The sequence below is a fragment of the Staphylococcus saccharolyticus genome, from assembly GCF_900458815.1.
GTDB classification, from domain to species: Bacteria; Bacillota; Bacilli; order Staphylococcales; family Staphylococcaceae; genus Staphylococcus; species Staphylococcus saccharolyticus.
In genome coordinates, this window is the sequence record NZ_UHDZ01000001.1 from 151,745 (window position 1) to 164,473 (window position 12,729).

Consider the following 12,729-nt stretch of genomic DNA (forward strand, 5'->3'; position numbering starts at 1 on the left):
CGAATTAATATTTAATTCCGTTTTTAGTAAGAGATTCATAATTCATTTTGTCTAACCATTCAGTTAAGCTCATGTCTTGTAAACTATAAAAGCTTTCTTCTGGTTTATTTATATCTCCATCTGGAATAGCAGTAATAGGAAATGTGAAATATGGCCCAACTGTAATGGCATTACCAATTTCACCTGGTTCCATCATTGTATAAGCAAAACCAATCCATGAAGATTTATAACGCACATGATTATCTTCACCACACTCAGCTATAGAATTAGCTATAGCATGGCGTTTTTCATTTAGGTATTCGACTAATCTTTCTTCACTAGGATCTTTCCAAATACCTGCGTCTTCAACGAACATATCAGAATCTTTAGTATTATCTTCAGCAAATGAAATTGCAATAGCGGACCAAACACCATATCCTTCATTTTCTGTGAATTCACGATTCTCTCTAGGTCTAGATGCGACTACTCCTTTATTAGCACATATTGACATAGCCCCTGGAGTTAGTGGATGTCGTCTTTCTTGTTCAGTACCAAAATATTCTACTAAAGCGTTTTGAATCGGTTTAGAATCATATATTGGTAACTCACTACCATCCCATTGTTTTACAGTAAATAATGGTTTAGCCTCGTCAACTTCAGGGTTTCTTAAAATATCATAGCCTAAAGTAGATCCTTGTAAGCCAGTGAAAGAAGAAGCGGTAATCATATTAATTTGACCCATATAAGCATTTTTAGCTTCAGCACGATCATATGAAACAATGTTATCTAATATATTATCGTCCGTTTTTTTACGAGTTCCTGCATCTACTTTTAATCCTGCTACGTAACCTTCACCGATGTTACCGTCTTCCATAAATCCTTTTGAATACTTAGTTCCTTTGTTTAAAGCAATACGATTAATACCAATTTCTTTTAAAATTTTGTCTGTTTTATCCATCATTACTCCCCTCGCTAATTAGAAATTTAGTAGTATTCGCTATTGGCTAAGTACAATTTACATTTTCAGATTAACACCATTATTAAAGAATTCAAGCAATAACTTATTTGGTAAAATTTAATTTATGTAACTTTAATGGAAGCGGTAATTCAAGGTCAATTAAAATATAGATTTAAATCTATATTTTAATAAATATATAGTTAATCTTACAGTTAGAAAGATTTTTATAATAAATTTTATATTGTGAGAAGATAAAGTTTAAATGAACAAATTTAATAATGAAGTAAGTCGTATATTAGTCGTTTCAACTATTGGTTCTTTACTTTTTTCAGTAGCAGGGATATTTTTAGGGATTATTTCCAATAGTAATATGGTCTTACTAGACGGCTTATACGTAGTTATTAGCTTAGTAATATCATCATTGTCATTTTATTCACATCAATTATAATTAAAAAGCCAAATCGTGAGTCTTTTCCATTTGGTAAGTATATTTTTCAACCATTGACTATCGTGTTTAATTCTTCAATACTACTGTTATTATGTATATTGTCACTTATATCTTCTATTTATGCTATTATGCATAACGGTAGAATAATCAACGCTGAAATCGGTTTAGGATATGGTATTTTTTCTTTCATAGGTTGTGGAATTATCTGTTTATTATTATCTAAAGATAAAAATAAATCGGATTTAATTTATGCTGAAATGCTTCAATGGCTTTTAGATACATGTGTTAGTTTTAATTGCTGGTATTGTACTCATTTTCATGCCTATAAGATTACTACTTAAAAATTTTAAAGAAATTATAACGATGTTTGCCTCTGATGAGATTCAGTATGACGTTTATAATATAGTCAAAAAAATGAATGTAAAATTTAATATTAATGAAGAAGACCTTAGAATTTCTAAAATGGGGCAAGTTATTTATATTGATTTACAAAAGATCGTAAGCGAGTCGTTACAGGTAAAAACTATTGATGAAGCAGATGAGTATCGAAATGAATTGATTGAGAAACTAAACAGAAACTTTAAAAATTTTGATAAATGGCTAAATGTCTCACTTACTCAACGATATTACTCAAACCAAATTAATTAAATCTGAAACTTTTAAATCACGTATTTGATAGTTATATAACATTATTTTAATGGTCGAAAATGGTCGAATGGTTATCTCCGTCTATCTTTTTAAAATGTTAATACTTGAAACAATTTTCTGAAATCTGTTATGCAACAGTACTAAAATTTCTGAAACTGTAATATTTTTTGTCACAGGTTCGTAATTTATTCAAAGTTTAGTAGAAAAGATGCCACAAATTATGTGAATAAAATCACATAATTTGTGCTAAACTATTGTTGAAAACGTTAAGCAAGATGAAATGGAGGCGGAGAGTATGTTAGAAACAAATAATCATACTAATGCTTGGCAAGGTTTTAAAAATGGTCGTTGGAATAAACACATTGACGTAAGAGAATTTATTCAATTGAACTATTCGTTATACGAAGGAGACGATGAATTTTTAGAAGGTCCTACGAAAGCAACTGAAGCACTTTGGGATCAAGTAATGCAGTTGTCTAAAGAAGAACGTGAACGTGGTGGTATGTGGGATATGGATACTAAAGTAGCATCTACAATCACTTCTCACGGTGCAGGTTATTTAGATAAAGACTTAGAACAAGTGGTTGGTGTACAAACTGAAAAACCATTCAAACGTTCAATGCAACCATTCGGTGGTATTCGTATGGCGAAAGCAGCTTGTGAATCATACGGTTATGAATTAGATTCTGAAACTGAAAAAATCTTTACTGAATATCGTAAAACTCATAACCAAGGTGTATTCGATGCATATTCTAAAGAAATGTTAAATTGTCGTAAAGCAGGTATTATTACTGGTTTACCAGATGCATACGGACGTGGCCGTATCATTGGTGACTATCGTCGTGTTGCTTTATACGGTGTGGATTTCTTAATGGAACAAAAACTTAAAGACTTCCAAACAATGTCTACTGAAATGTCAGAAGATGTGATTCGTTTACGCGAAGAATTATCAGAACAATATCGTGCATTAAATGACTTAAAAGAATTAGGTCAAATATATGGTTTCGATATTAGTCGTCCTGCAACAAACTTTAAAGAAGCTGTGCAATGGCTATACTTAGCTTATCTAGCAGCAATTAAAGAACAAAACGGTGCTGCAATGAGTTTAGGTCGTACGTCAACATTCTTAGATATTTATGCAGAACGTGACTTACAAAACGGTGATATCACTGAAAAAGAAGTTCAAGAAATCATTGACCACTTCATCATGAAATTACGTATCGTAAAATTTGCTCGTACACCAGAATACAATGAATTATTCTCTGGTGACCCAACTTGGGTAACTGAATCTATTGGTGGTGTTGGAATTGACGGACGTCCAATGGTAACTAAAAACTCATTCCGTTTCTTACACTCATTAGATAACTTAGGTCCAGCTCCAGAACCAAACTTAACAGTATTATGGTCTAGACGTTTACCTGAAAACTTCAAAGTTTATTGTGCAAAAATGAGTATTAAAACAAGTGCTATCCAATATGAAAATGATGATTTAATGCGTGAAAGCTATGGTGATGATTACGGCATTGCTTGTTGCGTATCTGCAATGAAAATTGGTAAACAAATGCAATTCTTTGGTGCACGTGCAAACTTAGCTAAAGCTATACTATATGCCATCAACGGTGGTAAAGATGAAAAATCTGGTAAACAAGTAGGTCCAAGCTATGAAGGTATCAAATCTGAAGTTTTAGATTATGATGAAGTCTTTGAAAAATACGAAAAAATGATGGACTGGCTTGCAGGTGTGTATATTAACTCATTAAATGTTATTCATTATATGCATGATAAATATAGTTATGAACGTCTTGAAATGGCTTTACATGATACAAATATTATACGTACAATGGCTACAGGTATCGCAGGTTTATCAGTAGCAGCTGACTCTTTATCAGCAATTAAATACGCTCAAGTTAAACCAATTCGCAATGAAGAAGGTCTTGTTACAGACTTTGAAATCGAAGGCGACTTCCCTAAATACGGTAATAATGATAGTCGTGTAGATGAAATTGCTGTAGACTTAGTTGAACGCTTCATGACAAAATTACGTGCGCACAAAACATACCGTAATTCAGAACATACAATGAGTGTATTAACAATCACTTCAAATGTTGTTTATGGTAAGAAAACTGGTAACACACCAGATGGACGTAAAGCAGGTGAACCATTCGCACCAGGTGCTAACCCAATGCATGGTCGTGACCAAAAAGGTGCATTATCATCATTAAGCTCTGTAGCGAAAATTCCATATGATTGCTGTAAAGATGGTATCTCAAATACATTTAGTATTGTACCTAAATCATTAGGTAAAGAAGATGCAGATCAAAATAAAAACTTAACAAGTATGTTGGATGGATATGCAATGCAACATGGACATCATCTTAACATCAACGTATTTAATAGAGAAACATTACTTGATGCGATGGAACATCCAGAAGAATATCCACAATTAACAATTCGTGTGTCTGGTTACGCAGTTAACTTCATCAAATTAACACGCGAACAACAATTGGATGTTATTTCTCGTACATTCCACGAATCAATGTAATACAAATAAGGTGGGAGCAAAATGCTTAAAGGACGCTTACACTCCGTTGAAAGTATGGGCACTGTCGACGGGCCAGGACTTAGATATATTTTATTTACTCAAGGTTGTTTACTCAGATGTTTGTATTGTCATAATCCAGATACTTGGAAAATTAACGAACCGTCAAGAGAAGTTACGGTTGATGAAATGGTAGACGAAATCAGCTCTTATAAACCATATTTCGATGCTTCAGGTGGAGGGGTAACAGTTAGTGGTGGAGAACCACTATTACAAATGCCTTTCTTAGAACAATTATTCAAAGCGCTGAAAGTTAAGGATATTCATACCTGCATTGATACATCTGCAGGTTGTGTCAATGATACGCTTGCATTCAATCGGCATTTTGACGAATTACAAAAGTACACGGATTTAATACTACTAGATATCAAACATATAGATAACGACAAACACATGAAACTTACAGGTAAGCCGAATACACATATATTAAAGTTTGCACGTAAGTTATCAGATATGAAGCAACCTGTTTGGGTTAGACACGTCCTTGTACCAGGTATATCAGATGATAAAGAAGATTTAATTAAACTTGGTGACTTTATCAATTCGCTTGATAATGTTGAAAAGTTTGAAATCTTACCTTATCATGAGCTTGGTGTTCATAAGTGGAAAAGTTTAGGCATTCCTTACCAACTCGAAAATGTTGAACCGCCCGATGATGAAGCAGTAAAAACCGCTTATCGTTATGTTAACTTTAATGGCAAAATACCTGTCACTTTATAAATGATTTGCACATTCGTAGTTAAGGTATAAATAAGAGAGCACATGTCAATTGCGTAAGTAATTGACATGTGCTCTTATTTTGATTTGATACTGTTTAAGATGTTGTAATTTTCATTTCTAATTGATGAATCATATGTGTAATCAATTCATTGTTAGGTGTAGGAATATCTAGTTCTTTACCATACGCAACAATTTGTCCATTTAGATAATCGATTTCAGTCACACGACCACGGTGATAGTCTTGGTGCATAGAAGGGTAATGTAAACCTTGTGTTTCACTAGAATAAATAGGCTGCTTTAATTTTTGAAATTAAGTCGTTGACGTCGATGTCAATAGATTTAGCACGTGCCACTTCTACAATTTCCTCAATGACCGGTCGAATCATTGCTCTAGATTAATGATATTCTCCAAATTCCCCTATTGTTTGATTTAAAATTGTACATAAAGGGTTCAATACACTGTTTAATGTAGCTTTAGACCAAATTGCTTTAAAAACATTATCACTAACTGTTACATTTAAGTGTGCTTTATTTAAAATGTTAGCAATTTCTTCGGTACGTGTATCGTTAACACCATCTGCACGTTGAAAATCAATTGACCCTTCACCTTCTAGTAATAATTGACCGGAACCGCGTAGACCTGCAGTCCACATAGTTACTGCCAAGAAAATTTGGGACTTTGGTACAAAGTGCGCTAATCGTTCATCATATCCTAATCCATTCATCATACTTATTATAGCTGTACTATCTTTAATCGCACCTTTATCTTTTAAAACTTGCATCATTTGCTCAGATTGCATTGATTTAGTTAATAACACAATGATATCAAAAGCTTCTTTAACTTCTTCTGGGAACATGGCAGGAACTTCAACAGTATAAGTGTCATGTTCGGTTTGAACTTCCATACCATTGTTATTAATTACGTTTACATGTGCTTCCCAATAGTCGAGTAAAGTAACATCTTGTCCACTTTGTTTTAAATAGGTACCAATACGTCCACCCATCGCACCAGCTCCTGCAATTGCGATTTTGTTTGACAACTTAAACACTTCCTAACTTTGATAAAATGGTGTAACTCTTAACCATATTTTTCACTAAAAATAGATTTTATAAACAGGAGTGAGAAGTAAGCATCAATTAAGTTGTCAATTACGTTAGTGTTTTACGCTATTTATTAGCTTTATTTTCAAGATACTTCACAAAGACATCTTTATAAATATCAATGTAACCTAAGTACATGTCTTTTCTTATAAATTCATCAACTTGATGAGCGACAATTAATTCACCTGGTCCAAATACAGCCAAGTCGACATTGTTATCATTTGTTCCTAAAAAGCTTGATGCATCAGTTGTACCAATCAATGCGCTTACTACAATATTTTCATTAACATAATTAGGAGCAATATGAGTAATGCTTTCAATTAATGGGTTATGAGGATCACTTGATACGGGATCATGGCTACTAGGGATGTCTAGTTCTAAACATTCTTTATCTACTTTGTTAATAATCTTTAACAAACGCACTGTTATATTCAGGAACTGTTTTGACGTTGTATTTAGCAATCGCTTTATTTGGAACTGAATTGACTTGCCTACCACCATTGAAAACGGAATTAAGCATTACGAAACCAGAATATATATGCGATTCCTCTTCACCAATTTGTCTTTGGAGATGTTTCTCAATCATTGGAACAGCATTAAGTTCGTGTTCTTTATTGTGATCTTTAATATCTTTGTATTGGTGTTTCATCTCATTTACAAAGTTAACTAAAATATCAACAGCATTTGTGTCTAAATGGGGCATTGAACTATGTGCTGCTTTACCTTTAGCAGTGACGATACAACTCATTGAACCTTTATGAGCATAATAAGCGATATTACTTGTTGGTTCGCCTATAATTAAACCGTCTACATCATCTAAGTAGCCTTTATCAGCAAGTAATTGTGCACCATGTTGTTCAGTTTCTTCGCCTGTTTGTAGATAATAGACGAATGGTACCGTGCTTTAATTTGTTTTCTTGTTTTAATTCAATTAAGGCAATGAGCATTGACATGAGGCCACCTTTCATATCAGTTGTACTTCTGCCAAATAATCTGCCATCTTGCTCGGTTAATTTGAATGGGGGATATGTCCAGTCATCATGATCACCAGCATCAACGACATCCATATGTCCACTGATTGCTAAAACTGGAGAATCACTACCAATTTCTGCAACTAAATTTGCGCGAGAGTCATTCACTTTTATAATTTTAGAATCGATATCATATTTACTTAATAAGTCTTTCAAGTAATAACATACTTCAATTTCATTATCATTTTCAGTTTGAATCTCAATAATATCACCCAATAGTTGAACTTTTTCTTTCTCACTCAATACAGTCATTTCATTAGCCTCCTCATTCATAATAATTGTGCATGCTTACTTTTAAAAAACAAAAATATTTCTAAATTTAATATTATCATAAAAATTATATTTTTTTAATTATTGATAAATATTTTCTTAGAATTTTAAAATAATTTAATAATATCTAATCAAGTGTGAAATTACTTATTTTATATGATTTGATTAGGTCTAATTGGAAAAATTTTAAAATAAAAAAACTTATTAATAAAAGAGGATAGTCGTAGAAAAAGCGAAGAGGATGTGAACAATCATGTTAAAAAATTGTTTTTTTACAAGTCATAAAATCATGTATAATAACTAGTAATATAATTAATAGGAGAAATATAAAAAATGATAAGAAACAAATTAACATTTAAAGAAAATCTTTTTATTGGATCAATGTTATTTGGACTGTTTTTTGGAGCAGGAAATTTAATATTCCCGATTCATCTTGGTCAAACAGCAGGTTCTAATGTGTGGACAGCCAATTTAGGTTTCCTCATCACAGCAATTGGCTTACCATTTTTAGGTATTATAGCGATTGGTGTATCAAAAACGAATGGTGTATTTGAAATTTCTTCTAGAGTGAGTAAGATATATGGATATCTGTTCACAATTGGTTTATATCTTGTCATCGGTCCTTTCTTTGCGTTGCCTAGGCTTGCAACAACAACGTTTGAAATTGCATTTTCACCGTTTATTTCACCTGGCACAGCCAAAATGGTGTTACCGATATTTAGTATTTTATTCTTTGTTATTGCTTGGTTATTTGCGCATAAACCATCTAAAATATTAGATTACATCGGTAAGTTTTTAAATCCAGTATTTCTCATCTTACTAGGAATTGTTGTATTACTTGCTTTCATTCGCCCAATGGATGGCATTGGTCATGCGCCAGTAAGTGGTGATTATAGTAATAGTGTGTTACTCAAAGGTTTTATTGATGGTTATAACACGTTAGATGCACTAGCTTCACTTGCGTTTGGAATTATTATTGTGACAACAATTAAAAAGTTAGGTGTGTCCAACCCTAATAGTATCGCCAAAGAAACCTTAAAGTCAGGTACTATTAGTATTGTGGCTATGGGAGTCATTTATACGTTACTCGCTTTAATGGGTACGATGAGTTTAGGACATTTTAAAGTAAGTGAAAATGGGGGAATTGCACTTGCACAAATTGCACAACATTATTTAGGTGATTACGGTATTATTTTCTTGTCATTGATTATAATTGTTGCATGTCTTAAAACGGCAATAGGTTTAATTACAGCATTTTCAGAAACGTTTACTGAACTATTTCCGAAATCAAATTATCTTTGGTTAGCAACAGGTGTGAGTATATTAGCATGTATATTTGCAAATATTGGTTTAACTAAAATTATTATGTATTCTACACCAGTATTAATGTTTATTTATCCATTAGCCATTACGTTAATTTTATTAGCGTTATTAAGCCCATTATTTAATCATTCAAAAATTGTCTATCGATTTACAACATTCTTTACACTGATTGCTGCATTAGTGGATGGTGTCAAAGCAAGCCCAGAGTACTTTGTTCACACGAAGTTTGCTCAAATGATTATTTCGTTAGGGGAAAAATACTTACCATTTTTTACTATTGGCATGGGATGGATAATTCCTGCATTAACAGGGCTTGTCATTGGTTTTATTGTTTATTTAGTAAGTTCAAGAAAGCAATCGCAAGTAGATTAACACTTAAAATTACTTAGCAAATATATAAATAGAAAAGACTACGATAATCTTATTTTTATCACAAGGTTATCGTAATCTTTTTGCTTAATTATTTATTTTGTTAAACGGCAATAGTAAAACTCACTTGCGTATGTTGATTTACATTATTTAAGTGTATTTCACTGTTATATTGTTTAATAACTTCATTAGCAAAGTATAGACTAATCCCCGAACCATTAGATTCACGTCCTTTAACTCCCCATTCTTTGGCAGAATGAAGTTCTTCTTCAGAAAAGGTTTTGCCATCATTGAGGACTACAAAATTAAGTAGATGTGCATTGACCATTTCAAATTTTAATATAATTTGATTATTGGCGTATTTTAAAGCGTTGCTGATTAAATTATCGATAACATGGTAAAGCACTTGATTATTGATAAATATCTGATGATATGGAAAATGTTTGTCTATTTCTATATCTGGCGTCTTATTTTTTAGAATATATGGATGATTATAACTTTCGCTAATCATTGATATAACCTTAGCAACACTAATAATGTCAGTATGGTTGGGTAATAAATTAATATTATTAATATGAATTTGAAGTTGTTTGTTAATTCTAGATATAGAATTTAGAGCGATATCAGTTTCTTTATTTATTTTCGAAATAATTTCTTCAGTAGATAGATTAGAATTATTCATTTTCTTCAGCAATTCAACATGTCTTTGAAGTACAGTTAGAGGAGTCTTTAAGTCATGCTCGAAGATTTCCAATTTCTTTTTAAAGTTGTTTTGAATAGTTAATTGATCTTTGATGCTGTCACTAAGATAATTATGAATGTTTTTCCACTTCATGAATGATGTGATTAAATTCTGTAATATTTGTCTGATGCTCTTTACAATCAATGTCATTGTTTTTTAAATTTTGAATGACAACATTAAGACGATTGATACTATTTGCAATGTATTTACTATAGAAAATCTGGTCAGTACAAAAATAATAATTAGTGGAACAGCTATATTTATACACACACTTAAAATAATAAAAAGATAATGTGGTTGTTTCCAAAAGTCACTATATAAGGACTTACCAAAACTTGAAAATTCTAATACATTGAGTAGAATTTGTAATAGAAATATCAATGTAACGCTAATAACAATAATGCTGATAATAAGTCGTCGAAGTTTTCTATTTAAGCTTTCTACTCTAGCCATTTATATCCAACTCCCCATTTAGTATCAATATATTCATAGTCGCTATATTGACTTAGCTGTTTTCTAATTTTACGTATATGTTCAGCTACCACTTGTGTACTTCCTAACTTCTCGAAGTTAATAGCATCATATATTTGATCCTTACTAAAATAAAACTGAGAATTTAAAGATAACAATTTTATAATTTCAAATTCTTTACGTGTCATCTCTATTGTTTTTTCATTTACAAAGATACTAAAGTTATCATAATTGATAATTAAGTCTCTGATTTTCTTTACATTGTTAAACTTCTTAAGTGACACATCCCGATTGAGAACATTTTTAATTATCACAATTAATTCTTCCATATAAAAGGGTTTAGAGAGATAATCTTTAGCGCCAAGTGAGAAACATTTGAGTCTAGTATCAAGATTATCTTTAGCAGTAAGAAAAATAATCGGAATAGCTCCATTTTTAAGCGATTGAGCAACCTCGAATCCATTTAAAAAAGGCATTTTAATGTCTAACACAATTAAATGAATGGTGTCATTAAGTTTTTCTAAAACCTCATGTCCATTATAAGCAATGATGGTATTGAATCTTTCTAAATGTAAGTTTTCTTCAATAAAAGACACAATACTTTCTTCATCATCCACAATCATAAAATTATACATTGTATATCACCTTAATTTGACTTTCTTATTTGAATATTTTTTACCTACATATTTAAGGTTACGCTTCAATTTATGAATTACAACTTGTTTTTTAATATGTGTTAAATTTGTGCTTTTTCATCCAATAGTCACATGTAATCAAACCGATTGATCCTAAAATGAACTGTATGACTTTTATATAAAATGGATATTTAAATGTTTCAGAGAATAGATAGATAAAACCTAAATTTCTGAATCCTAGACAAAGTAAAAAATATACAAGCCAAGCATAAAACCACTGAGAGTATTGCGAATTATTATACTTATCAATAAGCAAAGCGTACCTATGAAAAGAGAACTTGTGAAAGCTATAAATGTATCTTTTATAATTAGAATACTTGAATTAAAGACATATAATATTATTAAATTGATAGTAATAAGTATCGTTATGAAAACGATTGTTAAAAGTATTCTCAATATAAATATTAAGTGATAATCATAGTATTTTGTATTTAAAACTAATATAGAATGTTTACTTTTATCAATAGTATAGATAGAAGTAAACAGAATTATACCTAGCAAAGTAAATATCAATTCAATAAATTAGGTAACCCTATCATGACTCAAATTTGATGCATCAAAGATAAATAGTCCTCCTAATAATAAAAAAGATTTCCAAGGTAAAGCTTTATCAGATTAGTTTTGATTTCTATGAAAAGTAACTTCACCATTGCGTGTAACACCTCTTCTTTTTAAATCAAATATCCAGATACTAATCAAAATGATGATAATGTCTAAACAACAGTAACTTATTCTATTCATTAACAATTCATTATAATTGTTATAAAAATATCTAGCATTAAATAGCGTATTGTGACGTGGAATGAGCAAGTAACCATAGTGACCTTCAACAGCATTAGCACCTATATTTAAATTTGTAAACCAAATAACTATTTGTACGATGACCCCTAAATAAGAATGAAACATAATAGTTAGGAGTATGCCCAATGCAATAGTGAACAACAATGTTGGTGTTGTCCATAAGATTAAAATTTTATAAAATATGAGTATCGCTTTGAGAGATACTTGATGAATTATCGATAATTTAATAATAAAATAGAATGAAAATAATAAGACAGGCAAGCATGCGAGCGTCATAATAGAACAAGTACGAATAAATATTATTTGATGTGAAGATATAGTCTTAGTATGGATAGTTTTATAAGCGTTGCTTTTCTTATCTAGAAGAAATGTTTGAGCACTTAAAAAGAATGGAAGTACACCTAATATAACTCTTATTATATCTGAGAGATAACGACTATATGCACCGTAATAAATATCTTTATTTTTGATGATGTTTTTCTCATTTATAAATGTTTGACTAGTCATTTTTTTAGTGCCAAACAAGTGAAGACTCTTACCTGTATACTGGGATCCCCATCCAATTTTTTGTGAT

Annotated in this window: 9 protein-coding genes and 3 pseudogenes; 6 read left to right on the top strand and 6 right to left on the bottom strand. The window is 31.2% G+C overall.

From position 1 onward, the window contains the following. Nucleotides 1-4: 4 nt before the first annotated feature. Nucleotides 5-937 carry a histidine decarboxylase, pyruvoyl type gene (gene hdcA / locus DYE57_RS00600; RefSeq protein ID WP_115312503.1) on the bottom strand — a complete coding sequence of 311 codons (933 nt, stop codon included), beginning with the start codon at nucleotides 935-937 and terminating at the stop codon, nucleotides 5-7. A gap of 262 nt (nucleotides 938-1,199) precedes the next feature. Here hdcA and DYE57_RS12060 point away from each other — a divergent pair, with 262 nt between their 5' ends. The 5 genes from DYE57_RS12060 to pflA all read left to right on the top strand — a co-directional run bounded on the left by DYE57_RS12060 (nucleotide 1,200) and on the right by pflA (nucleotide 5,352). Continuing rightward, nucleotides 1,200-1,385 carry a hypothetical protein gene (locus DYE57_RS12060; RefSeq protein ID WP_232619719.1) on the top strand — a complete coding sequence of 62 codons (186 nt, stop codon included), beginning with the start codon at nucleotides 1,200-1,202 and terminating at the stop codon, nucleotides 1,383-1,385. Further along, complete coding sequence (locus tag DYE57_RS12065; protein WP_232619761.1) at nucleotides 1,385-1,726, top strand: cation efflux transmembrane domain-containing protein; 342 nt, start codon at nucleotides 1,385-1,387, stop codon at nucleotides 1,724-1,726. The genes DYE57_RS12060 and DYE57_RS12065 overlap by 1 nt, the downstream gene beginning before the upstream one ends. Further along, the gene (locus tag DYE57_RS12070) at nucleotides 1,668-2,033 is read left to right on the top strand and encodes a hypothetical protein (protein WP_238394099.1); all 366 of its coding nucleotides are present in this window, start codon (nucleotides 1,668-1,670) and stop codon (nucleotides 2,031-2,033) included. Before DYE57_RS12065 ends, DYE57_RS12070 begins: the two co-directional genes overlap by 59 nt. A gap of 295 nt (nucleotides 2,034-2,328) precedes the next feature. Next, complete coding sequence (pflB, locus tag DYE57_RS00610; protein WP_115312504.1) at nucleotides 2,329-4,575, top strand: formate C-acetyltransferase; 2,247 nt, start codon at nucleotides 2,329-2,331, stop codon at nucleotides 4,573-4,575. Nucleotides 4,576-4,596: 21 nt separating this feature from the next. Continuing rightward, the gene (gene pflA, locus DYE57_RS00615; RefSeq protein WP_115312505.1) at nucleotides 4,597-5,352 is read left to right on the top strand and encodes a pyruvate formate-lyase-activating protein; all 756 of its coding nucleotides are present in this window, start codon (nucleotides 4,597-4,599) and stop codon (nucleotides 5,350-5,352) included. A 94-nt stretch (nucleotides 5,353-5,446) separates the two neighbouring features. On the opposite strand, the pseudogene DYE57_RS00620 reads toward pflA, so the two are convergent. Together DYE57_RS00620 and DYE57_RS00625 are read right to left on the bottom strand one after the other, a co-directional pair. Continuing rightward, nucleotides 5,447-6,356 (bottom strand): annotated as a pseudogene (locus tag DYE57_RS00620) (ketopantoate reductase family protein). A gap of 163 nt (nucleotides 6,357-6,519) precedes the next feature. Beyond that, a pseudogene (locus DYE57_RS00625) lies at nucleotides 6,520-7,736 on the bottom strand (ArgE/DapE family deacylase). 351 nt (nucleotides 7,737-8,087) lie between these two features. Between DYE57_RS00625 and brnQ the strand changes: the two are divergent. Further along, entirely contained in the window at nucleotides 8,088-9,449 is a 1,362-nt protein-coding gene (gene brnQ / locus DYE57_RS00630; RefSeq protein WP_165417842.1) for a branched-chain amino acid transport system II carrier protein, read from the top strand. Between the two features lie 100 nt (nucleotides 9,450-9,549). On the opposite strand, the pseudogene DYE57_RS00635 reads toward brnQ, so the two are convergent. From DYE57_RS00635 to DYE57_RS12075, 3 genes and pseudogenes are all read right to left on the bottom strand, one after another. Continuing rightward, nucleotides 9,550-10,641, bottom strand: a pseudogene (locus tag DYE57_RS00635) (sensor histidine kinase). After that, complete coding sequence (locus DYE57_RS00640) at nucleotides 10,629-11,294, bottom strand: response regulator transcription factor (protein WP_115312506.1); 666 nt, start codon at nucleotides 11,292-11,294, stop codon at nucleotides 10,629-10,631. Before DYE57_RS00640 ends, DYE57_RS00635 begins: the two are co-directional and overlap by 13 nt. Nucleotides 11,295-11,969: 675 nt before the next feature. Next, nucleotides 11,970-12,680 carry a hypothetical protein gene (locus DYE57_RS12075; RefSeq protein WP_238394098.1) on the bottom strand — a complete coding sequence of 237 codons (711 nt, stop codon included), beginning with the start codon at nucleotides 12,678-12,680 and terminating at the stop codon, nucleotides 11,970-11,972. Nucleotides 12,681-12,729 lie beyond the last annotated feature (49 nt).

Coding starts and splice junctions, on each gene's coding strand:
- hdcA (WP_115312503.1), bottom strand. CDS start 937: ATGGATAAAACAGACAAAATTTTAAAAGAAATTGGTATTAATCGTATT.
- DYE57_RS00640 (WP_115312506.1), bottom strand. CDS start 11,294: ATGTATAATTTTATGATTGTGGATGATGAAGAAAGTATTGTGTCTTTT.
- DYE57_RS12060 (WP_232619719.1), top strand. CDS start 1,200: ATGAACAAATTTAATAATGAAGTAAGTCGTATATTAGTCGTTTCAACT.
- brnQ (WP_165417842.1), top strand. CDS start 8,088: ATGATAAGAAACAAATTAACATTTAAAGAAAATCTTTTTATTGGATCA.
- pflA (WP_115312505.1), top strand. CDS start 4,597: ATGCTTAAAGGACGCTTACACTCCGTTGAAAGTATGGGCACTGTCGAC.
- pflB (WP_115312504.1), top strand. CDS start 2,329: ATGTTAGAAACAAATAATCATACTAATGCTTGGCAAGGTTTTAAAAAT.